This is a genomic window from Vibrio sp. PID23_8, assembly GCF_003584965.1.
In the GTDB taxonomy this organism is placed as follows: domain Bacteria; phylum Pseudomonadota; class Gammaproteobacteria; order Enterobacterales; family Vibrionaceae; genus Vibrio.
Window position 1 is genome coordinate 63483 of record NZ_LIXE01000003.1, and the last position, 23998, is coordinate 87480.

Consider the following 23998-nt stretch of genomic DNA (forward strand, 5'->3'; position numbering starts at 1 on the left):
AAGGTTAAGAGAAGGTTAGCGATTACGCAAACGTTTAGGTCGCCAATTGTTGAAAATTTACTTATAAGTCTGATTGATGATAACGATGATATTGATGGGCAAACGCGGACGGACGAGCGCATGGAATGGCATGCCATAATAAGGATAATCGTTACTGTTGGGCAAGGCTTTGCTTGGTGTCTCTTTCCAAATCATGGACTTGAACGACTCAGCGATCGATATGGATGAGTTACTGATTCAAATTAAGGTAGATTATGACCCATCAATGGAGGCTGTTTCATTAAATATCACGACTGATGTCAATGTGCATCAAACGATTTTGGTTGAGAACTATTTCAACGGTATGTCATCAAATGATATTGCGGAGTCGCAATTGCATAATAACGTAATAGCTAATGGTTAGTTTGGCTAAGCAAGCCTGAACTGACATTCAAAAAACGTGGCAGTCTATCAACTGTCGCGCTTTTTTACAGTGCCTTGTTGAATGTCATGCGCAGCATCGTCAGCCACCTTCTGTGATAACTGAATCCGTTGATACCCAGACCGAATTCCAGACATAGACATGGCATTACACTCTTCATTATGCTTTCTTGAGCATAAAAGTGTTGAAAAATGTTCGAGTGTTTTTGTTCAACGGCTTGACTAAGTAAACAGTTTTGACAACATTTCTTGTTCTTCACTCGACAAAATTGGCGCACTCTTCTTGCTGAGTGTTTGGCTAATTTGCCCTTGCAACGAACGCAGTTGGCTTGCCGTTAACTCATTGATTTTTTCTTTTAAGTCGTTAAATTGCTGAGCAGTCATTGTTATCTCCGCATCTTGATTGGGCTTTTCCATCATTAACCCGCTGCGCGGCTCTCATCGCCACTGAAAACCCGATACGTCTAGCTTAGATTTTGACTGGTGTTTTTTTGTCCGAGTAATGTCAGTTAGTGTTTAACAATTGGTAAGAGCTTCTAGTTTACGCGGACTGCAAATTTGGAAGCCAGTGAATGGAGTTCTGGCAACATGCGATAGATCAGATGAAGCTGCTGCAGTACCATCCTAGCTGAGTGATCATCTTCTTCACGCCATTCATTCAGTCTTTGTTCCAGATCAGCATCATCCATTGACGATAAATCATACTCTTCACAATGAGGGTGTAGCTGACGATGCAGTACATCCAAATGTTGATGAATACAGCGATGTGCATCAAGTACGAGTTGGTGAATCGCTTCGTCCTCAATTCTCGTACGGTGAGCGCCAAGCGCAGAGATGTAGCTCAGCATTGCGTGGTTAAGGGTTAAAAAACGGAAGCTTTCATCCACCGCAGTACGATATTTACCAGGCTCAGCCAACATAGTACTGATTGCTAAAGATAGGTTCGCATCATTGTTGTGTGCCTGACGTCGAGCGATACGATAGCTTAGATTATCTTTCTTGCCGATACGGTATTGACCGATGATTTGCCCAAGATACTGTTTGTTAGCGTCAATCGCATCAGACATCACTTTGTGCAATCGTTTAGATTGCCAATCGGGCAATATCACCATCACTGCCGCAACAGCTAACACACAACCAATTAAGGTATCGGCTAAACGAGGTAATACGACGGCATGGCCTTCTCCTAATTGGTTAAATAGAAACAGAACCAGTAGTGTGATAAAGCCCGTAGCATAACCGTAATTGTTGATTCTAAATGCAAAAAACATGACACCAGAGAGGACGATAAATACTAGCTGACTTTCTTGAGAAGGGAAGAAGGTCAGTAAGGGAACACCAATTAACAGGCCGGCTAAGGTGCCGATAACACGCGCCGTTAATTTTTGTCTGGTAGCGCTGTAGTTGGGCTGACATACAAATAGGGTGGTGAGCAAAATCCAATATCCACGGTCGATATCAAACATCTGAATGATACCGTAGCCTACGGTCAGCGCGATGGACATGCGCAGGGCGTGACGGAACAGCATTGAGTCTTTGTTTAGATTTGCTGTTATTCGTTGCCACATCGCTTTGAGTGTGTGTGGATTGGTGTCGTCAAGTGTCCCTTCTTCTAAACGCTCTGCGTCCGGGTTGTTGATGTTACTCAACTGCTTTTCTACCGTTGCTAGGTTATTGAAGAGGTAAGTCAGTTGCGTGAGCAGGCGTTTCCAATGGTTTTGTTGCTGCTCATCTAAATAGGCTAGTGAGTTTTGCAGTTCGGCCAAAGCAAGAATGGATTGATCCGTATGGATATATTCATTTCCAAGACGAATTGCATGCGCAATATCACGACAAGCTTGCGCTTGTGATTCAAGCAAATATTTAAAGCGAAATAGCACATCAGAGCGTTCAAACTCGGTGGCGAGATCTTGGTAGCGGTAGTGACTTGAACTGACACGCTCATGAATATCTTGAGCAATAAAGTAGATATTCAGGAACCGGTCACTTGGGCCATCGATATGGCCACGTTTAGAGCGGCTGAGTAGGGTCGCTTTACAAGCGTTCAACGAATTCACTGTCGCAGCATTGAGTTTGGCGGCTTCAATACGAATGGGTTGAGGCACCAAATTCGTCACCGGGTGAAATAGCTTTGCTTTCGCATCAAGATAATTAGCGATCTGGAGGAATACGGCTGCAAGACTCTGTTGAACGGGTTGTAGCGGCCAAAATATCTGCCATATCATCGACATGAAGTAGTACCACGCCGCCCCTGCGAGCAACAGTGCGGGTTGGAACCAAAGGTTAGTACTCTCATGGGCGCCCAGCATGGCATAAATCGCGATGAGTAATGATCCAAAAGCGATGCTAGCATATTTAGGGCCGATGGCGCCGAGCATAATAAAACCAAAGGTAGAAATGAACAGCCCGATAGCGAACGCCCAAGGAATGTTAAATAAGATTTCTATCGAAAGTGCGGCAACGGCAAAGCAGAGAAAAGTGAGGAGCAGTGCTTTGATGCGTCCTGTGAAACTGTCATCACTTTCAGCCAATGCAGCAGCGATTACACCTAAAATTAAAGGGGTAATTAACGTATTTTGTTCAAAATACCAAGCCGGGACGACTACGCCTAGTAAGGTGATCAAAATGAGAATACTGTAGTTGATGGTTTTGTTTGCCCAATAGAGGCGAAGTTTTAAAGCAGCTTGCACAGTGCGCCTTTCGTTGCCAGTAAAAACGACAGAATTTTAACAAACTCACTATAGCGCGTTTATGACCTAATTTAATAAATATTGTCATTTGGTTAGAAATTAAACAGGTGCGTCATTGACTTACAGTGAGTGTACTCATTAGATCGCAAATTATTGTTTGCAAATTCAACAGTAATGTAATTTTTAATTGAGAATGCCGAAAGAAGCGCATTTTGTCTCAATCCCCTGCTACAACTTGGCCGTCTAAAATGATATAAAATGAGAACTTCTCTATCAAAAGGCGCCTCTTTCATGCTGCTCACAGCCTCTAATAAAGCACAGTTTTTTATTCAAAATGAGTATTTCCAAGTTGAAATAAAAGAAAACAGCGTTTTATTAACATCAATTGGCAGCGAAGAGCACATTCCGTTCACGATTTGGAACGGAAAAGTGAGCGTTAAGCGTGGTTTACTTTGGAGCTCGCTGCAGTTTTTTGCTCACGAACAAGGTGGCAAGCAGCAAAGCTGGTTAGTACAAGGTTTGCCATGGCCCCAGTGTCGTAAGTTTGCACTTGAAGCCGTACGCCAGTATCAAGATTGGCACAATAGCCAGTGTCGTAAACTCGCTGAATATTTACCTCGGTGGGAAGATGAGCTGTATCAGCTCAAACATCTACCAGCTTATTTATCTCACTCAAAAGTTCAAAGCTGGGCTGACCAACTTAATAGTGAACTTTTTGACATCAAAACCAGTTTGGCTGAAGCAAAAATGCGTATGCCGAATCGTATGGCTGAGATAGAACCTTGGTTGTCGGAGACTTCGGCAACACTGGCTGAACGTAATCATGAGTGGCTGGAAAATGAGCGTTCGAACTGGGAAGTGCTATTTAATCGTATTGAATCTTCTCCATTGAACCTTTCGCAGCAGCATGCGGTGCTACTTAATGACGATCATAATTTAGTGTTAGCAGGTGCAGGCTCGGGTAAAACGAGTGTTTTGACTGCGCGGGTGGCCTATTTACTTCAAAGCCATCAGGCTCAGTCGGAAGAGCTGCTGTTGCTGGCGTTTGGCCGCGATGCAGCAACCGAGATGAAAGATCGATTAGTAGACAAAGTGGGTATGGCTGCGGAAGGCGTACGTGTAAATACCTTCCATCAACTTGGCCTACGCATTTTGAACCAAGTTGAACCACAAGCCGTAGAAATTAGCCCGGTCGCTTTGGATGACAACCAACGTACTGCTTGGTGCATTGATTGGTTGAAAAAACATTGGATGACGCCGACTAACTTTAAACGTTGGCAGAAACATTTGGATAAGTGGCCTATCGCGTACTTAAAAGGGGATGACGAGCTTGGCAGTCACTCAGAGAACCCCAAGCTGATTGCATGGTTAGATTCACAGATATCTCAACTGGCCTTGGTCGGGTTAACCAAGAAACAAGTACAGGAAAAGTTGGTTAATCATCAAGATTACACACGCTTGAATAGTGAACTTGCGTTGTGTTGGCCGTGCTATAGCGCTTGGCAAAAAATGCTAAAAGACAGTAACCAAGTGGACTTTCCAACCATGATCAGTCGCGCGACAGATTATGTGAAGTCTGGAAAGTTTGTTTCACCATGGCGTTTTGTGATGGTTGATGAATATCAAGATATTTCGCCAGATCGTTTGGCTTTAATTGAAGCACTGTGCGAATCGACAGACAAGCAGTTAGGAGCAACCTTGTTCGCTGTAGGGGATGACTGGCAGGCGATTTACCAGTTTGCCGGGGCAGACGTAGATCTGACCACCGGTTTCCAAACGCGTTTTCAACACTCGACGGTTCATTATCTCGATACCACTTACCGTTTTAATAATCAGATTGGTGAGGTAGCGAATACCTTTGTGCAGCAAAACCCTTCGCAGTTGCCAAAAATATTGAATAGTCATAAGCAACGTAAGCAGAAGAGTGTGCATACTGCGCCAAGCAATCAGGTTGAGAAAATCCTTGATCAGTTGAACCAACAGGCGAAGAAAATTAAGTCTGTTCTGCTACTTGGTCGCAATCATTACCATAAGCCAGATTTGTATGATGACTGGGTGAAGCGTTTCCCAAATCTGGACATTCGCTTTATGACTTGCCATGCGAGTAAGGGAAGGGAGGCAGATTTTGTTATTGTACTCTCTGTAGATGAAGGGCAATTCCCAGCGAAGAAGAAGCATGCACACATTGATGGAGCCTTGACTGAGTCGAAAGACAAATTCCCATATGCAGAAGAGCGTCGGTTATTCTATGTTGCAATGACACGAGCAAAAGAGAAAGTGTGGATTACGCACACGGGGGCAGGATCTGGTTTTGTTCAAGAATTGGTCAGCGGTGATTATCCAATCGTTAGCTCAAAATAAGCACAACAAAGGCGATACAGGGTATCGCCTTTGTTTTCTATGCTTTACACACCAAGATCAAGTGCGCTCGGCTAAGTAAGCTTGATAGTCAGGTACTTCAATATCGACTTCTTGATCAATCAGCGGAGAGGCGAAAAGAAATTTTGCACTTGCGCGGTTAGTCGCGACTGGAATGTTCCAAACACTGGCGATGCGAAGCAGTGCTTTTACATCGGGGTCATGTGGAACGGCGTTAAGAGGATCCCAGAAAAACACCAAAACATCGATATCGCCTTCAGAAATCAGGGCGCCAAGTTGTTGATCGCCGCCCATTGGGCCGCTTATCAAACTCTTAATGGCTAAGCCCGTTTCTTTGCTTAGCATGTGACCTGTTGTACCTGTCGCGTATAAGAAATGGCTTTGTAGCTTTTCTTTGTTCTCTTTAACCCAACGAAGTAGTTCGGGTTTACAGTTATCGTGGGCAACCAATGCCACATGTTTGTGCGCTGGCATGGTACGGGTTGTTTTTTGCATCAAGTGATTTCCGTTTTTATGATTTTAAAGTAGCGATCATCCAATAAAATACGTTTTTTATTGATCAATCAACAGCCTTAACACTGAATGTCGGTCTATATTTTGATGGAGATAACGATTCTTGAATTGTGCCATCATGAAGCGTGCTAGGTGTCAGTGGTTTAATGCCTGGAGACGCGTGCTTTTCGTATGGTAGTTGACGTAAATAGTGAACGGCTTGTCTCACAGATAAACGGCCTTGTTGAACCATTTTGTCGGTTGGGGCGAACAATACCTTGTGGCGAAGTAAGCCTCGGTAAACGCCATGACTGAGATAAATAGAAACCAAGCCGATTTCTTTCGTTTTACCAACACTGCGCAATTCACTGATAGCCGCTTCAATAGCAACAGCGTTACCTACGATATAGTCAATATTATCCAAATCAATGACACGCTGAATAAGGTTTCGCTGTAACTCCTTGTCATTGTCGGCCCAGAATGAGTCAACAATGTGAATGTCGCTACCTTTGATGGCATCGTAAAATCCCGTAGTGACCGGTTTTGTTCCGCCACTGGTACGTGGGCCAAGTAGTAGAGCAATATTGGTTTTACCAGATCCTTTAGGGTGCTTCTCTGCTAAGAATTTCCCCGCTTCATATCCCATCCAGTACCAATCAACCCCAACGACACCTTTGAGCAATTCGTTTTGCTCTTTATCGAGATCAAGTTGATTTACCGTTGCAAACACCGGGGTGTTACCCACCCAGTTCTTGAGGTTGTGCTCGTAAGCTTGCGGCTCTACCGTACCAAGAATGATGGCATTGGCTCCCCATTGAGTACACAGAGCCAGTTGTTGCTTTTGGCGGTCATTATTTAAATAACCACCAGCCTCAAGAACGCGCAGATTAACACCGAGTTTTTTCGCTTCGGAAACCATTCCATAGTTTACTGATAGCCAATAGGAGTCCTTAAGGTGGGGGTAAATGGCACAGATTTTCTCTGCCGCAAAAGATGGCACTGAAGCGAAAAGTGACATTGTGAGTACAGAGTGCTTGAAAATTGTACGAAATGAACGCTGATTTATAACCATGAATAAAGTTCGTTGGCATAGATTAAGTAAACACTGCAAAATATAACGTAATATGTCGCAGAACACGAATATTAAGGTTAGGAAAAATATGTTGCTAGCTACCGCAAGCATCGGGCGAAAACTGTTGTTGTCTTTTATTGCCATGGCAATGTTGGTTATGTTGTCGGTGCTTATCGGTGTATCAGGCTTTTCACTGGTAGCAAAAACAGAAAGGAATGTTGTGGATTCAGCCATCCCGGCAATGATTGAAGCAAGGCAAGTTTCCGAGCTAAGTACACGCATTATTTCCTCAGTCCAGATGCTATTAAACGCTCAGAACGAACTTGAGCGCAAAGAGGCGGGCCGTATACTGTTTGAACAATTGGAATCTCTGCTTGCCCACATAAAAGCGCTAGGAGGAGAGTCGTTCGATTCTAAGTTACTTGAAACTTTGGAAAACAATGTTCAGAACGTGATCAACAACTTAGCTGAGTTGGGGGTAACGGTTGAGCGGAAGCTATGGTTAGCAAAAGAGATCGATACACGTGTCGAAGAGATGCGTTTGTTGAGTGAAGAACTAGAGCAACTCACGCGGACTCAAGTGCAGAATACCGCCACCATTGCGGTCGCTAATGTCACACACATATACGATCTATTGGAAACGGATAAAAAAAATCAAGTATATCAAGCGCTCGATGGGTTAGTGGAAGTCGATCTCGATCTGATCGAAAGGCTCCATGAATTACATCTCCTTGCGTTTAAAATGCTCAACCAAATTGAAGAAGCACGCACGTTGAGCAACGTAGAGCGTATCCAGCAAATCCAAACCGCATTTGAAGATAACCTTAGGATAATGAAACGTCGGGTGTTGGCAGTAGAGGATCCAACTCGTTCAAAACAGATGGGCCAGTTATTGACCGAGCTTGGCAAACGCCAAGTGGTTTTTACGATTTTGCTTCAACAGCAAGAGAACAATGAACAGTCACAAGAACTCATGCATGAGACGTTAAATCTGTTTTCTGGATTAAATAGTACGGTAAACAAGCTCGTTGATGACTCAAACAAGACGACACATGTTGCGGTTGATCAGCTCACCAGTACCTTGAAGTTTGCTCAATGGTCACTGACTCTTATTTCCATTATAGGTTTAGTGGTTGTGGTCTTGATCTTATGGCGTGTGGTTTACGTGTCGGTGGTGAAGCGTTTGGGGGAATACTCTGCAGCGTTGCTTTCTGTGGCTCAAGGTAACCTTGCTGTGGAGCTTGAAGTGAAAGGGAAAGATGAACTGGCTCATATGGGGCAGGCCATTATTACCGCGCGCAACACCGCACAAGCGTTAAAAGTTGTTGCCGAAGGTGAAGCACAAGCGAAGCGTGATCTTGAAGAACACAAAGAACACCTAGAAGAGCAGATAGAAAGACGCACATCTCAGTTAAAACAAGCAAACCGTCGACTCAATGAAGAGGTCCTTAATCACGCGGAAGCACGAAAACAAGCGGAACAAGCGAATCGTGCTAAATCGGCGTTTTTAGCAACGATGAGCCATGAAATCCGTACACCGATGAATGGGGTTCTGGGTACAGCCCGTTTACTGATTGATTCTGGTTTGAATTCAACACAGAAGCGCTATGCCGAAATCATTAATCGTAGTGGTAAAAACCTATTAGCGATTTTGAATGATGTATTGGATTACTCGAAAATTGAGGCCGGTCATTTGGAAATTCGTAACTTGGGGTTCGATTTGCACCAAATGACCGAAGACACCTTCCAGCTCATGAATGGTAAAGCGCAAGAGAAAGCATTGTTGTTCTCTTACCACATTGAAAGTGATGTAGGGCGCTACTGGAAAGGTGATGTGACCCGAATCAGTCAAGTACTTAATAACCTGGTTGGTAACGCAATTAAGTTTACCGACGAAGGTGAAATTGATATCTATGTCAGCCTAAATCCAGAGGATGAATCGCAAGTGCTGTTTGAGGTATCGGATACGGGCATTGGCATTGCGAAGCATGATCAAAAACGCCTGTTTGATGCTTTTACGCAAGCAGAAAGCGGGCTAAGTCAAGCTGGTGGGACAGGCCTAGGCCTGGCGATCAGTCGCCGTATTATTGAAGCAATGGGTGGACAATTGGATGTGGATTCTGATGAGGGCGATGGCAGTCGCTTTTGGTTCTCAATTCCGCTGGAGGAAAGCGAACCTGTGGAAACCGTTTCGATTGCGAGTGCACGCTGCAAAATAAAAGTTAAAGTACTGCTTGTCGAAGATAATCCGGTAAACCAACTGGTGGCGGAAGGTTTCTTAGAAAGCATGGGACATGAAGTCGTGATCGCCGAAGACGGTCGACAAGCTGAACACATTATCGACAGGCAAGATTTTGATATCGCCTTGGTTGACATTAACCTGCCTGACTGTAACGGTGTGGATTTGATTCATCGCTTAAAATCTATTGAACTCAAAAAATCTGCAGATAAAGGATTGATGCCAACCCCAATGATAGCGGTCTCTGCACACGTATTTGCTGAAGAAGTTGAAAGCTATTTAGCCGCCGGTTTTGATGGTTATCTACCCAAGCCAATGGAAAAAGAAGCACTAGCCGCGATAATCCTAGACATGTTAGACGGAAAGCAACTTTTGTTGCCACAAAATGAACAGCGTGTACTGCAAGAAGAAACAATGACCACGAGTCAAACTAGTGAAACGTTGGTCGAGAAGGGAGAGAGAGCAGAGGAGCCAGTAATGGTTATCATCAACCCGAGTGTGATTCAATCTGACATGAAGATTCTAGGCAGAGAAAAAATGCTGTATATCATTAACTTATTCAGACAAACCAGTGCTGAGGTACTAGAGCAGATGGAAGCAAACGCAAAGCGAGGGGATAGTCGCGAGATTAAGAGCCTAGCGCATAAGCTAAAAGGCAGTGCCGGGAGTTTGGGATTACCTGCTTTGATGGATACTTGTCAAAATATTGAGATTGCACCGGAGCCATTAGATATTTACTCGCAGAATCAACTTACGCTCAAAGAGCAAGTGAGTGACTCGGTGAAAGCCCTTGATAATCTGATGAATGTGTAAGCATTTTGACTCGATATCCAAGCCATTCCCCCTGAATCAAACATCTTGAGGTTACTTGGGTATACTCTCATTTAATTAAACAAAAACCTCCGAATTAAGCCGGAGGTTTTTTCTATCGGGTCGTATCGTCTTCCCACTCGAACCGAGTGTCTAGCGCATAAGGATCATCATCTAAAGGATGCTCAACCCTGCCACGTAAGTATTCGAGTTGGTGTTCAAGCATATTGACTGTATCGTAGTCTCCCTCTGAGCAAGCGACATAAATTTGTTGCTCAAGAGCGGCAATGTTGTCTCGGATACTCATGAGAACCCCCTTCAATCATCATCGATTCTCAAAACGATTATAGTCAAGTAAACCAAATTCGATCGGTTGTTTTTTACGATACCAATCGTGGACGCGCTCGCTAAATGGCCAAAGCATTTCAGAGCTTCGACGAATTGCAAAACTATCCAACAACTTAACGTAATCGGACTCTGTCCTAAAGGTAGTAAACTGAGTGACAAAATCTTTTACTGTGTTACTTCTATCGAAAACAATGCGACGGGATAACTTCCAACCACGCCTCGAACAATGGTGATGCCATCTTTAGCAAAGTCGCGATTGCTCTCTTCATTGAATAAGCTCGAGATATTGGTATGAGCGTTATTGTGCAGCAGGGTAAACAGCTCATCCTTACCTGACTTACTGCGTACCATTAGCATGTTGATCTGAGAAGTCAATAAACGCTGTCATTGGGCTCGCGGCGACTTCAGGTTCATAGTTTGGTAGGTTTTCAACTTGATAATCGGCTTCGATAAACCATTTCTTCCAGTTGGTGATACGTGTCACATTAAGCGTAAGCGGCATATGAGTCTTGTCCACAATCGTACCTTGCTCAGTCGGTGGCAAGTGCGCATTCACGTACGTATTCGGGGCCAAACGGTGAAGCGTAGTTTAGTCCTGCGTATGCAGCGCAACCCGAAAATATAGAGGCCATACATACAAAGAAAATTAATTACAAAATCATAGGGTTATTTTAAGTAAATTGAATTTACTTTAATTAAAGCAAAATAAGTCGACAAATACCAAACAAAGGTCAACACGGCCGGGTGGCGAACAGATAAAGGAAACCCACCAAGGCTGGCTGGTGGGCTTTTTCGGTAGCTGAAAAAGAAACTATTTCATTTTATTCACTTCTTGTTGAAGTTGATTGAGCTGTTGCATCTTCCCTTGGAGACCAAGTGACTGGTAGTTTATGCCCGCTGGGTTTATCTGAAGACCTTCTTGCATTGGGTACTGATGAATGGTGCTGAAAAAGTTGGCCAGAACATCCTGAACAGGTACGAACAACCACATATTGTCGGCCATCCAACGCAGATACATGCCTGATTCGTGTGGCGCTTTCTCGAATGGGTCAGCTCGTAAATGGATGATTTGAGGCCAGTTTGGTTCGAAGCGAACGGCATCGGTGATGTTGCCTTCAAATGTAGCGAAGTGTAGCTTCCAATCGTTCCAGCGAATCGCGTTCAACTCACCATTGGCTGTAAAGTACATGAGTTCTTCGCGTGGACCATTTTCTGTCTTACCTTCGAAGTAAGGTAGGAAATTGTGCCCATCAATGTGCACGCGCCAATCTTTTCCGTTAGCGTGGTAACCTTTGTCCGACGCGAGTTTTTCTTTGATGTTCGGTTCACCAGCGGCTGCCAATAGCGTTGGTAGCCAGTCTTGGTGTGCCATCATGTCATTGATGCGAGTGTTCGGCTCAATAACGCCAGGCCATTTTACTAACTGAGGTACACGGAAGCCACCCTCCCAAGTTGTACCTTTCTCGCCGTGGAATGGTGTCGCCCCACCATCTGGCCATGATACGGTTTCCGCACCATTGTCGGTTGTGTAGATAACGATGGTGTTATCAGCGATTTTTAGTTCATCAAGCTTGTCGAGAAGTATTCCGACATGTTCATCGTGCTCTAACATTCCGTCAGCATAGATGCTGATGCCCGATGCGCCTTGCCATTTCTCTTGTAAGCGAGTCCAGACGTGCATACGCGTTGAGTTGTGCCAGATAAAGAACGGCTTATCAGCTGCGACTGCGCGCTCCATGAAGTTCAGTGTGGATTCGAGAAATTCTTCATCCGCCGTTTCCATGCGCTTACGAGTCATTGGACCCGTATCTTCGATCTTGCCATCAGCATAAGACTTGATGACGCCACGTGGACCGTAGTTTTTACGGAATTCAGGGTCTTTAGGGTAGTAGTAAGTCTCTGGTTCTTCTTCAGCGTTTAAGTGATAAAGATTGCCAAAGAACTCATCAAAGCCATGCTCAGTAGGTAGATGTTGGTCTTGATCACCAAGGTGGTTTTTACCAAACTGACCAGTCATGTAACCTTGTTCACGTAGTAGATCAGCGAGAGTTGGTGCCCAATCAGGAATGCCATGTGTTGACCCCGGTAGGCCGACAGTGAGTAGACCAGTTCGAAATGGCTCTTGGCCTAAAATGAATGCTGACCGACCGGCTGTACATGATTGCTGGCCGTAATGGTCAGTAAATAATGCCCCCTCGTTTGCGATACGGTCGATGTTCGGGGTTTCGTAACCCATCATACCTTGGTTGTATGCACTAATATTCCAGTACCCAACGTCATCACCAAAAATTGCTAAAATGTTTGGTTTGTCTGCCGCCGTCACTGCGCTAGAGGTTGCCAGTACGCCGAGACCGACAGCCAGCTTACTCATTTGGTTAGCCATAAAAACTCCAAATTGGTTGAAAGTTGGAAGAGAAGCAAAGAGACCGCCTACGCTTCGTTGGTTATTAAGTTAATGATGTACCTGAAGAATGTCGCTTTATAGTGTTTATAACCATAAGTTATGTGGCTACTTAATTTATTGTTTTTTATGGATTTTCATTAAGTTTTTATCAATGAAAGAAAAACTGAAGGGAGACTCAGGCCACGTTAATTCATCACTGCTTTGTGGATGCAAGGCATTAGTTTTTTGCGTGATTTATTTATGCATATTGATTCGCATTAAACTGTTTTGTGAGCTATACGTTTTTGTGCAGGAAGCACTTTTTAATACAGACAGAGGTTTATATGACAGCGAATTATGGCGTGAAACGCCGTCTAGCGATTCTTGCCGCTGCTTTAGTTGGCGCGACAAGTACTACTGTCGCAGCAGAAAAACCGAATATTCTGGTCATCTGGGGGGATGACATTGGCCAATCCAACTTAAGCGCTTATACCTTCGGCCTAATGGGGTATAAGACCCCAAATATAGATAGCATTGCGAAAGAAGGTATGATGTTTACCGATTACTATGGGGAACAATCTTGTACTGCAGGGCGTTCAACGTTTATTACGGGTCAGTCGGTCTTGAGAACGGGTTTGAGTAAGGTTGGCCTTCCCGGTGCCGATCTTGGTTTGCAAGCCGAAGACGTAACGATTGCTGAACTTTTGAAGCCTTTGGGTTATATGACAGGGCAGTTCGGGAAAAATCACTTGGGTGACAAGGATGAACACCTTCCAACCAACCACGGTTTCGACGAATTTTTTGGCAACCTTTATCACTTGAATGCCGAGGAAGAACCTGAGAATGTGGATTACCCTAAGGATCCGGAATTCCGCAAGAAATTTGGCCCACGAGGTGTTATTAAATCTTATGCTGACGGAAAAATTGAGGATACCGGTCCGCTGACACGTAAGCGTATGGAAACGGTCGATGAAGAAACGTTAGATGCGGCACTGGACTTTATGGAGCGTGCGGTGAAAGCAGATAAGCCATTTTTTGTCTGGTGGAATGCAACGCGTATGCATTTTCGTACACACGTGAAAGAAGAAAACTTAGGCAAGACGGGCATCAGTTACTACGCAGATGCAATGGTTGAACACGATAACCAAGTTGGTCAATTGTTGAAGAAAGTCGATGAGCTAGGCGTAGAAGATAATACGATTGTCTTTTATTCGACGGATAATGGTCCTCACATGAACACTTGGCCAGATGCAGGGTTGACGCCATTCCGTGGTGAAAAGAACACCAATTGGGAAGGCGCTTACCGAGTGCCTGCGATGGTTCGTTGGCCAGGTAAGATTGCGGCGGGTTCAGTCTCCAATGAAATCATGCACCATATGGACTGGTTACCAACGCTGCTAGCGGCAGCGGGCGACGACAAAGTAAAAGAGAAACTGTTTAAAGGCGAATCAGTTAATGGTACAGATTACAAAGTGCACCTAGATGGTTACAACTTCTTGCCATATCTCACAGGTAAGGAAGAGAAAGGCCCTCGTGAAGAGATATTCTACTTTTCCGATGATGGTGACTTGACGGCGTTACGTTATAACAATTGGAAAATTGTTTTTATGGAGCAGCGTGCTGAAGGGACGTTACGCATTTGGGCCGAACCTTTTACTGAACTTCGCTTACCAAAAATTTTCAATTTGCGTATGGACCCGTATGAAGTGGCAGATATTACATCAAATACCTACTATGACTGGATGTTAGACCGTGCTTACATGCTGGTTCCTGCACAGGCTTATGTTGGTCAGTTTTTGGAAACATTTAAAGAGTTCCCACCAAGACAGAAAGCCGCGAGTTTTTCTCTTGAGCAAGTAATGGAAAAACTACAAGAGAATCCAAATAAGTAACTGGAATTGAATTGATTGCAACTAAACGTGGGGCTCTTCGGAGCCTCTTTTTTGCGCCTCGTTTCAGTTTTTCTTAAAACTCATGTAATTGCTTGTCTAAAAAGAAAAAAGACTTCTATCTTTGAACAGAGAATAAAAAGAATCACACAAGGACAGTTATGACTCACTGGGCAAGTTGGCAGCAAACCTTAATTGGTCTTGCAGCGCTCGTCAGTTTTTCTCTGTTTGCGCAGGAAACGCCGCAATCAACCGAATCATCAATGCTGACTTACGTAGGCAGTGAAGCTTGCGTAGATTGTCACCAAAAAGAAACCGAAGCATGGCAAGGATCTCATCATGATATGGCGATGAGACATGCTGATGTAGAGTCTGTATTGGGTGACTTTAACGATTACACGTTTACATTCAAAGGAAAGCCAAACCGTTTTTACCGAAAAGGGGACGAGTATTGGGTCAATATCCAGGGCCCAGATAGTGAATGGCATGACTACAAAATCAGCTACACCTTTGCGTGGGAGCCGCTTCAACAATATATGGTTGAGTTTGAAGATGGACGACTCCAACTCATTCCTTTTGCATGGGATTCCAGAGCCAAAGAACAAGGCGGTCAACGCTGGTTCCACCTTTATCCAGACACCACGCCAACCGACGAATTCTACTGGACCAATACCGGTCAAAACTGGAACTTCATGTGTGCCGATTGCCACTCAACCAATCTAGAAAAGAACTACGACGCCAAAGCGAATACGTATTCGACGACTTGGTCTGAAATCAATGTCGGTTGCGAAGCGTGCCATGGCCCGGCCAGTGAACACGCAGAGCTTGCCAAACAAGCGGAAAAATCTGGGAATGCCTTCGCCGCAACGAACCATTATGGTTTTGACCGAGATATTGGCATGGCAGTAAAAGAGTGGATCTACCAAGAAGGGCACAGCACGCTCCAGCCAAAAGAAATTGCGATGACTCATCAAGTTCAGACTTGTGCGCAGTGCCATAGTCGTCGTACACAATTAAATGAAAGTGCAGACCACGTTAAAGGCTCTTTCCTAGATAAATACCGCCTCAGCTTAATCACTCCAGAACTCTATTATCATGATGGTCAGATTTACGATGAAGACTACGTTTACGGTTCATTTTTGCAGTCTGACATGGCAGAAAAAGGTGTAACTTGTACCAACTGTCATGACCCTCATACCGCAGAGTTAAAAATTTCTGAAGAAGCCGTTTGCGCGCAGTGCCATATTGCGTCTGACTACATGCCAGAGAATCACACTTTCCATGAGGCAAATACCGAGGCATCCAAGTGCACCACTTGTCATATGCCAGAAACGACTTACATGCAAGTTGACCCACGTCGTGACCACAGTTGGCACGTGCCGCGTCCAGATTTGAGTCAGCACATTAATACGCCAAACGTCTGCACGTCTTGCCATGAAGATGAAGCTAACCAATGGGCAGATAAGAAGATAAGCGAATGGTTCCCGAATTCGAAATACCGTAATCAACAACACTTTGCTGTCGCGTTTTATGCCGATGCCATTGGTCACCGCGGCGCGCCTGATGCCTTGGCGTATACTGGTCAAGACGCATCGCTAAGTGACATTGTTCGTGCCTCTGCGTTAGAGCGCATGGGCGGCAATACTGGACAAAACACCTTGGTATCACTAGCTCGCGCAGGAAAGCATGAGAGCGACATGATTCGTCTGGGCTCAATCGCAGGATCTTCTGGCTATGACTTCAGTGACCGTTGGCAAATTCTTGAACCATTACTAAATGACCCAGTGTTATCCGTTCGCGCCGAAACTGCGGGTGCTTTGGTTCGCCACTACTCGGAAATGAATCCGCTGCAACGTGACAAGATTAAAAAGCCGTTGGAAGACTATATGGAAATCCAGCGTTTCAATGCGGATCGAGGCTTTGGGCGAACCAATATCGCCAACGTGTATCGAGACTTAGGCGAAACGGACAAAGCAATAACCTCTTACCAAAAGGCAATAGAGATTGAGCCTTATTTCGAGAACAGCTACGCTAACTTGGCGGATTTATATCGTGTGCAAGGCAATGACATTAAAGCGTTGGAAACGTTGATGGTTGGTATTGAAGCGCAACCGAAATCCAGTGCTTTGCCATATAGTGCGGGGTTAGCTTGGCTTCGGGTGGGTAATAACGTTAAAGCGAATCAATACCTGAAAAAAGCGGCCGAAACGGCAGAGCGCAATCCGCAGTATTGGTATGTTTATGGCCTGGCGTTAGAGAAGATCGATACTCTTGCCGCTAGCAAGGCGCTAAACATGGCGTATACCGTGGGTGGAAATCCGCAGCATTTATACGCCGAGTGTGAGGTGTTGGCGCGTAACTACCAGCAAGGATCAATCGCATTCGCGTTTGAACAGTGCGTTGAGCAGTTAAAGCAAGTGGCGCCAGATGAAGTGATTCAACAATTAAGAACTCAGATCAGACGTTAATACTTGTCGCTATGCCTAGGCATGAAGTCTATAACCAATAGTTATGGTGTTTATGGGTAGGATGTATAAAGCAATAGATTGAACCTTTGAGGAAACCTTATGAACCATGCACAGCAGGCAATCAATGAGCTCATTAGACAAACAGAACAGAGTGTTATCGGTCAAAGTCATGTGGTTCAGGCGTTAGTTGTAGGCCTGTTGACCAATGGTCATGTTTTGCTAGAAGGCTTACCGGGTACGGCGAAAACCCGCTCAGTGAAGTCGCTTGCCAACCTACTTAACACCAGCTTTGGTCGTATTCAGTTTACTCCCGACTTATTACCTTCAGACGTAACGGGCACCGAAGTGTACCAAGAGTTAGATGGTAAGCCACAGCTTCACTTCCAACCGGGTCCAATCTTCAACAGCATTGTATTGGCGGATGAGGTGAACCGTGCTCCAGCAAAAGTACAAGCCGCACTGCTAGAAGCCATGGCAGAAGGTACGATTACGGTAGGTGATAAGACGCATGTATTGCCTGAGTTGTTCATGGTGCTTGCAACGCAAAACCCAGTTGAACAAGAGGGTACTTACCCACTGCCAGAAGCGCAGATGGACCGCTTTATTATGAAAGTGACCGTCGACTATCCAGAAGATGAAGCGGAACGTGACATCATTCGTCTTGTTCGTAGCGAAGAGTTGGGTTCAGAAACCAGCAGCGAATTGGTCACGCCAAAACACATTGAGCCAGAGCTTGTGATTGAAGCTCGACGTCAGTTACCGAACATCATAGTCTCTGATTTGGTAGAGAGCTACATCGTGGCACTTGTCATGGCGACACGTAAACCAGAGCGTTACGCAGATTCTCAGCTGCAAAAATGGATTGAAATTGGCTCAAGTCCTCGAGCATCAATTTCGTTAGACAAATGTGCTCGTGCTTATGCGTGGTTACAAGGGCGTGACTATGTAACGCCTGATGATGTGCGTGCAATGGTGCCATCGGTGCTGGGACATCGCTTCTCACTTTCTTACGATGCACTTGCTGATGGTGTCGATCACCAACGTGTGGTGCAAGAGCTGCTTGATTGTGTAGAAATCGGATAAATAGGAGGGACGATGGCAAAGCCAACGCTTGCTCCTAAATCCCAAGGGCTCGACCCTCGCTTGTATTGCGATTACTCCCGCTTAGTACGTTTACAAGCGCAAGCCGAATCCTTCAGTTTACTGCCTCATCTAAAAGCGGGCAGTGTACTTTCTGGTCGTCATAACTCATTATTTCGTGGGCGTGGCTTGAACTTTGAAGAACTACGTCATTACCAACTAGGGGACGACATTCGAAACCTAGATTGGAAAGTCACCATGCGCACAGGCAAGCCTCATGTGCGCAGTTACACCGAAGAGAAAGACCGCAATGTGATTGTATGTGTTGATCAGCGCAGTGCGATGTTTTTCGCCTCTACCGAGGTCATGAAATCCGTAGTCGCTGCGGAAGTCGCGGCTATGTGCGGCTGGCGAGTATTGAAAGACGGTGACCGGGTTGGATTTGTTATCGCATCTGACGCTGCTCTATACCACAGCAAAGCCCAGCGTTCGCAAAACGATCTACTCGCTCAACTGAAACGACTCTCTCAAGCCAACCAGCGCTTGAATGCGGACTCGTTGGATTCAGACAAAGTAACGTTCAGTAAATGGATTGAACTCATCAAACGCATGAAGCTAAAACAATCCACGCTGATTTTCATCAGTGATTGGCGCGATTGTGAAGAACACCACCTTGATCATCTCAAGCAACTTCAACAACACAACGATCTGCTTGCGGTGATGGTGAGCGATCCGTTAGAGCAGTCGCTTCCTCAAGATTTAGCGAAAGTGAAATGGGTGATTGGTGACGGCCGTTACCAGCTCAACTTAGACAGTAAAGCCAAAGTCGATGCAGCCAGTGCTAGCTTGGTTGAGAAAGCGCAGTTAAAACGTCAATCACTGGCTCAGTTAATGGCAATCAAAAAGCTCCCTCACATCGAAATCGATACATCAGGTGACCACATTACCCAATTCCAAAAACTCGTTGGAGGTCGATAAATGACAGACTTACACACGCCTCCAAGCACGTATATTCTGCGTGAGCTGCATGACGTCGCGGTGCCAGAAAGCGTAAGTTGGGTACCACAAACCATTGGTTGGAAGATCCTTGCCGTCATTGGTGCGATTGTACTTATGTATCTGGGCTATCGACTGGTGCACCATTGGTGGGATAACCGCTACCGTAAAGAAGCTATTGAAGCCATTTCTCGCTTGAATCCAGATGACGCGAGTATGCCCAAAGCACTGTTCTCGATTTTGAAAATGGTATTGATTCATCTCGATAGCCGTACTGCTCGCTTGTTTGATACGGCGTTTCTACGCAAGTTAGATGCGCTTAATCCCAAGCATAAAATGTTTGATGACGAAGTCTCCAAGCTATGGCTGCAAAGCATCGTTGACCCAAGTGTTGAACTGGAAAAAAAAGAGCGTTTACAACTGATTGAGCGCGCCACTAAGTGGGTGACAGAGCACGACGAGAACGCTCACAACATTGAGAAGCGCACGCTTGCCTACAAAGCGCGCGCGTTAAAAGGAGGTCGCCATGGGTGATCTTCTTGCTTCATGGCTTGGCATGAGCCGTTTTGAGTTTGAACATCCGCTGTGGTTCATCATCTTGCCGCTGCCTTTAGTGGTGTATTTCGTCGTACCTGCTTACCGCACTAAGCAAATGGCCATCAAAGTGCCTTTCTTTAGTCAGCTCGTGGATGCCATCGGTGAAACGCCATCAGAAGGTGCAAGCCAACTGACTCCGAACTGGTGGCAGCGCGCGACGCTGATTATTTCTTGGCTTTTGGTCGTGACCGCAATGGCAAAGCCGACAGTACTTGGCGAGCCACAGGTGCGTGAAAGCTTAGGGCGTGATGTCATGGTTGTGGTCGATTTGTCTGGCTCAATGGCAGAGCAAGATTTTACTTCCAAAACCGGAGAAAAGATCACTCGCCTTGATGCAGCCAAAGAAGTGTTGAGCGACTTTGCTAAAACGCGCAAAGGCGACCGTTTAGGTCTGATTTTGTTTGGCGATGCGGCATTTGTGCAAACCCCATTCACGCCCGATCAAAAAGTGTGGTTAGCGCTCCTTAACCAGACGGATGTGGCGATGGCAGGGCCAAGCACTCACTTAGGTGATGCAATTGGCTTGGCGATTAAAGTGTTTGAGCAAAGCGAACAGTCACGTACCGACGTAGAAGAGAGCAAAGAGAAAGTCGCCATTGTGCTAACGGATGGCAATGACACGGGAAGTTTCGTGGAGCCGATTGATGCTGCGAAAGTCGCGAAAGCTAAAGATATACGTATCCACGTGATTGCCATGGGTGATCCACAAACGGTGGGTGAAACCGCACTCGATATGGGTACTATAAAACGCATTGCGAAAGAGTCCGGTGGGTCGGCGTTTGAAGCGTTGAACCGTGACGAACTTGCTCAAGCCTATGATGAGATTGGTAAGTTGGAGCCACAGCTTTATGAAAGCACCACGTACCGTCCGAAGCAAAGCTTGCATCATTATTTAATGGCTTTGGTCGTTGCGATGTACTTAACCGCGTTCACGTTGGCGACATTTAAGCGTCGTCGACTATCAGTAACCAGTGAAGCTTCTACACAAGCAGAAAACGGAAAAGGAGAGCGCCATGTTTGATTCTCCTTTCTCTAGTATGGGTCTTGAACAGTTTTTCACACAGTTCCATTTCATTCGTCCAATGTGGCTATTGGCGTTCATCCCAATGTTTCTTTTGCTTTGGTTAAGATGGCGAGAAGAATCCAAACCAAGCTGGAAAGACATTCTTCCAGAGCACTTACGTAAAGCCCTTACGATTGGCGACTATGGTTGGCGAAAGCAACTGCCGCTCAAGCTACTTATGGTGATAGTGGCGATTGCCATCATCATCTGTGCAGGACCTTCGTGGGAGCGCCAAGCTTCTCCATTTGGCGAGGATAAAGCCTCCATGCTGGTGGTGTTGGATAACAACGATTCGATGTTGCAAAAAGACCTTCCGCCAAGCCGTTTGGAACGCTCTAAGCAAAAGATCCGCGACCTCTTGGCAGCAAGAAAAGGCGGCAGCACTGGGTTGGTTGTCTATGCGGGCTCTGCACATGTAGCGATGCCTGTGACGCAAGACAGTAAAGTATTCGAACCGTTTCTTGCGGCGATAACACCAGAAATCATGCCGGTTGAAGGTAAACTTGCTGAAACGGCGCTGCCTTTGATTGACCAACAATTACAAGGTCAACCGGGCTCTACGGTTCTGTTGGTCACGGATGGGGTTAATCCTGCAACCATCATCGCTTACAAACACTACTTTGCAGACAAGCCGTATCAATTATTGATCTTGGCCGCGGGTAACTCGAGCATTGTTTCTGATAACCCTGTCAATTTGGATTCGTTGAACAATCTTGCCAATGCGACAGGAGGACGCCTTGTTGAAGTGACGGTAGACAATAGTGACATAGAGAAGCTGAATCGCTTTGTTGAGCGAAACATGCAACTCAATGGCGAATCATCAATGCCTTGGAAAGACATGGGCTATCAACTGTTGTTCCCAATTGCTCTCATCATGATGCTTTGGTTCCGCAAAGGGTGGCTAGTGCAATGGTGTGTTGTCGCGATGGTGTCAACGTCTTTGTTTATGACGCCAAAAGCAATGGCGGAAACCGTCTCGCTCAAAGCGGATAAGTCTGAAGTGGTGCAAGAGGTCACGGTTTGGGATAAAGCGTCTCAATGGTGGTGGAATCTGTGGCTCACGCCAAATCAGCAAGGTCAGCGCCTGTTCAACAAAAATGAATACCTTGAGGCAGCAAAGCACTTTACGGAGCCGTTGCGAAAAGGGACGGCTTATTACTACGCAGGCGAATACAAACTGGCTCATACGGCTTTCTTGGAGATGCAAAACGATCCATCAGATGCGGTAAAAGACTATGGCTTGTACAACGCTGCGAGTGCGTTGGCGCGTCAACGTGAATACCTGGCGGCGCGTAATTTGTTGCAAACACTGGCAGACAAAGACACCTTGAGCGAGCAATTGCGACCATACGTTGAACATAACCTAAAAGTCATCGGCAGCATTGTTGAAGAGATTAACCGCACCAGTGAAAGTCAAGCAGGGACAACAGATGGACCCGAAGAGTCGTTTGAACTGGGTGACAACCCGCAAACGGCAGATGGAGCGGACGAAAAAACCGCCGCTGAATTAATGCTGAAAGAGAAGCTCAATGCGAACGAAATCCTCGGCAGTCAAGAACTGGCCGATAAGTGGTTAAAACGCGTAGAGGCCGATCCTAAGTACTTCTTGCGCGCTAAATTCCAAATTCAACTGCGTGAGCCTGTGAAAACGGAGCCGAAGCCACAACCGCAACTACAACAAGAAGAGGAGCAAGCACAATGATGAATGTATTCAAACTTGGCGCTGACTCTATGATTGGGCGTCTGAGCACTATATTGATGATGTTCGCTTTGTTTTTTACTGGTTTGGTGAACGCACAAGATATTCAAGACTTGCAGCGCAGCAATAACGTTGAGCTGTTAGCGTGGGTTGGCAAGCAGGGTGTAGATGCAGATACGAAAGAAGCGCCTAAGTTCAGCGTGAATGAACAGGTGATTTTGTACATCGAAGTCGCAACGCCTCGCTGGTTCACAGGTGGTACACGCATTGGCAGCGTAGAAGTCCCCAACGTGATTGCGAAGCAGCGTAACCAATTAGCGACCAACTATACTGAGCGCAAAGGGGGGCAAACGTGGTCTCGGCAGCGCTGGGAAGTTACCTTGTATCCGCAAGTATCAGGGCAATTCGTGATTCCACCTGTCGCTGTAGGTGTGCAAGTTTCTGCGCCGGATGGTTCGAAAGTGGCTGGTACGCTTTATACACCGCCAATTAAGTTCGGAGCGTCTATACCTTCTGGCTTGCTCAGTGATGAGTCTGCATGGTTTACCGCGACGAAAGTGAGTGTGGATCAGAAATGGACAACGTCTAACGATGAACTGAAAGTCGGAGATGCGATCACTCGCACCATTACGATCAATGCACAAGACAGCTTATCTGTGCTACTTCCAGACTTGTTATCCAATGATTCAACCGCCAGTTATCAAGCATACCCTCAACCAAACCGCTTAGATGATAAGCAAACACGTGGCGATTACCAATCGAGTCGCATTGAAGAAAGCGTGTACGTTATCCAACAGGGCGGTGAGTTCACCTTGCCTGAACACAAGTTCCAATGGTGGAATAGCAAGAATAAACAGCTGGAAACGGTGGTAATTGAGGGTAAGAACTTCAAAGCCAAGCATACATTTCAATCGTTTGTTAGAGCTTATTCTGGCTGGTTGATTGGCAGCGCAGCGACGCTATTGGTTCTCGTTATCGCCGCCTTGAGCATTCACCGTTATTATCGTTCTCGTCCTTCGCCGCCATGGTTGGTGTTCAGAAAAATGGTGAAAGCGAAACGATGGGGCGCAGCTCGAGCAAGCTTGTATAAGCAGTTGAGGAGTAACACAGGCAAGCTCGAAATGAGTAAAGCAAGTAGCTCTGACGTTTGGCAGAAGCGTTCTCAGCGATTGCAAGAGGGACAGGAGGACGCAAGCTTGATGAACGCATTGTGGAGAGCGATACAAGCATTTAAGTCTAAACGCTTCAAGTGGGGGATACCCAAAACGCTACCGCAATTGGATGAGCAGCGAAGTAGGAAGTCAACACAGGCTAGATAAACACTAGTAAGAAGAATCAGCTCAGCTCTCTGCATTTTACAACGTGAAGTCATT

At 45.7% G+C, this 23998-nt stretch carries 18 protein-coding genes and 1 pseudogene; 11 read left to right on the forward strand and 8 right to left on the reverse strand.

The features are described 5' to 3' along the window. The first annotated feature begins 157 nt into the window (after nucleotides 1-157). Entirely contained in the window at nucleotides 158-403 is a 246-nt protein-coding gene (locus AK966_RS06805; RefSeq protein WP_119463777.1) for a hypothetical protein, read from the forward strand. 239 nt (nucleotides 404-642) lie between these two features. Here AK966_RS06805 and AK966_RS19910 read toward each other — a convergent pair whose 3' ends face one another. Together AK966_RS19910 and yccS are read right to left on the reverse strand one after the other, a co-directional pair. Beyond that, nucleotides 643-804, reverse strand: coding sequence for a hypothetical protein (locus tag AK966_RS19910; RefSeq protein WP_172438033.1), 162 nt, complete (start codon nucleotides 802-804; stop codon nucleotides 643-645). Nucleotides 805-956: 152 nt separating this feature from the next. Beyond that, a complete protein-coding gene (yccS, locus tag AK966_RS06815; RefSeq protein ID WP_119463778.1) occupies nucleotides 957-3110 on the reverse strand; it encodes a YccS family putative transporter in 2154 nt (717 codons plus the stop codon). 291 nt (nucleotides 3111-3401) lie between these two features. Here yccS and helD point away from each other — a divergent pair, with 291 nt between their 5' ends. Continuing rightward, nucleotides 3402-5471, forward strand: coding sequence for a DNA helicase IV (gene helD / locus AK966_RS06820; RefSeq protein WP_119463779.1), 2070 nt, complete (start codon nucleotides 3402-3404; stop codon nucleotides 5469-5471). A gap of 57 nt (nucleotides 5472-5528) precedes the next feature. Here the strand turns inward: helD and AK966_RS06825 are convergent, their stop codons facing one another. Together AK966_RS06825 and torT are read right to left on the reverse strand one after the other, a co-directional pair. After that, nucleotides 5529-5984, reverse strand: a complete 456-nt coding sequence (locus tag AK966_RS06825) for a methylglyoxal synthase (RefSeq protein ID WP_099077910.1) — start codon at nucleotides 5982-5984, stop codon at nucleotides 5529-5531. 64 nt (nucleotides 5985-6048) lie between these two features. After that, a complete protein-coding gene (gene torT / locus AK966_RS06830; RefSeq protein ID WP_259343741.1) occupies nucleotides 6049-7092 on the reverse strand; it encodes a TMAO reductase system periplasmic protein TorT in 1044 nt (347 codons plus the stop codon). A gap of 49 nt (nucleotides 7093-7141) precedes the next feature. Here torT and torS point away from each other — a divergent pair, with 49 nt between their 5' ends. Beyond that, a complete protein-coding gene (gene torS / locus AK966_RS06835) occupies nucleotides 7142-10105 on the forward strand; it encodes a TMAO reductase system sensor histidine kinase/response regulator TorS (RefSeq protein ID WP_119463780.1) in 2964 nt (987 codons plus the stop codon). 112 nt (nucleotides 10106-10217) lie between these two features. Here the strand turns inward: torS and AK966_RS06840 are convergent, their stop codons facing one another. The 4 genes and pseudogenes from AK966_RS06840 to AK966_RS06855 all read right to left on the reverse strand — a co-directional run bounded on the left by AK966_RS06840 (nucleotide 10218) and on the right by AK966_RS06855 (nucleotide 12833). Continuing rightward, entirely contained in the window at nucleotides 10218-10409 is a 192-nt protein-coding gene (locus tag AK966_RS06840; RefSeq protein WP_099077907.1) for a hypothetical protein, read from the reverse strand. An 18-nt stretch (nucleotides 10410-10427) separates the two neighbouring features. Beyond that, nucleotides 10428-10816 (reverse strand): annotated as a pseudogene (locus AK966_RS06845) (fatty acid cis/trans isomerase); the annotation flags it as partial. Then, nucleotides 10788-10952: a fatty acid cis/trans isomerase gene (locus AK966_RS06850; protein ID WP_259343750.1), complete on the reverse strand. Its 165-nt coding sequence runs from the start codon at nucleotides 10950-10952 to the stop codon at nucleotides 10788-10790. The gene AK966_RS06850 and the pseudogene AK966_RS06845, both read right to left, overlap by 29 nt. Nucleotides 10953-11261: 309 nt before the next feature. Next, nucleotides 11262-12833, reverse strand: a complete 1572-nt coding sequence (locus AK966_RS06855; RefSeq protein ID WP_099077905.1) for an arylsulfatase — start codon at nucleotides 12831-12833, stop codon at nucleotides 11262-11264. Nucleotides 12834-13177: 344 nt separating this feature from the next. Between AK966_RS06855 and AK966_RS06860 the strand changes: the two genes are divergently transcribed. The 8 genes from AK966_RS06860 (at nucleotide 13178) to AK966_RS06895 (ending at nucleotide 23944) form a co-directional block, all read left to right on the forward strand. Continuing rightward, complete coding sequence (locus tag AK966_RS06860) at nucleotides 13178-14725, forward strand: arylsulfatase (RefSeq protein ID WP_099077904.1); 1548 nt, start codon at nucleotides 13178-13180, stop codon at nucleotides 14723-14725. A 158-nt stretch (nucleotides 14726-14883) separates the two neighbouring features. Continuing rightward, nucleotides 14884-17190: a multiheme c-type cytochrome gene (locus tag AK966_RS06865; RefSeq protein ID WP_119463782.1), complete on the forward strand. Its 2307-nt coding sequence runs from the start codon at nucleotides 14884-14886 to the stop codon at nucleotides 17188-17190. 99 nt (nucleotides 17191-17289) lie between these two features. After that, entirely contained in the window at nucleotides 17290-18273 is a 984-nt protein-coding gene (locus AK966_RS06870) for a MoxR family ATPase (RefSeq protein ID WP_099077902.1), read from the forward strand. Between the two features lie 12 nt (nucleotides 18274-18285). Next, on the forward strand, nucleotides 18286-19248 hold the full coding sequence (locus tag AK966_RS06875) for a DUF58 domain-containing protein (protein ID WP_099077901.1): 963 nt from the start codon (nucleotides 18286-18288) through the stop codon (nucleotides 19246-19248). Further along, a complete protein-coding gene (locus AK966_RS06880; RefSeq protein WP_119463783.1) occupies nucleotides 19249-19800 on the forward strand; it encodes a DUF4381 domain-containing protein in 552 nt (183 codons plus the stop codon). It abuts the gene before it with no gap. Then, nucleotides 19793-20884, forward strand: a complete 1092-nt coding sequence (locus AK966_RS06885) for a VWA domain-containing protein (protein WP_119463784.1) — start codon at nucleotides 19793-19795, stop codon at nucleotides 20882-20884. Before AK966_RS06880 ends, AK966_RS06885 begins: the two co-directional genes overlap by 8 nt. Further along, nucleotides 20877-22628, forward strand: a complete 1752-nt coding sequence (locus AK966_RS06890; RefSeq protein WP_119463785.1) for a VWA domain-containing protein — start codon at nucleotides 20877-20879, stop codon at nucleotides 22626-22628. Before AK966_RS06885 ends, AK966_RS06890 begins: the two co-directional genes overlap by 8 nt. Continuing rightward, nucleotides 22625-23944 carry a BatD family protein gene (locus AK966_RS06895; RefSeq protein WP_119463786.1) on the forward strand — a complete coding sequence of 440 codons (1320 nt, stop codon included), beginning with the start codon at nucleotides 22625-22627 and terminating at the stop codon, nucleotides 23942-23944. The genes AK966_RS06890 and AK966_RS06895 overlap by 4 nt, the downstream gene beginning before the upstream one ends. The last annotated feature ends 54 nt before the right edge of the window (nucleotides 23945-23998 follow it).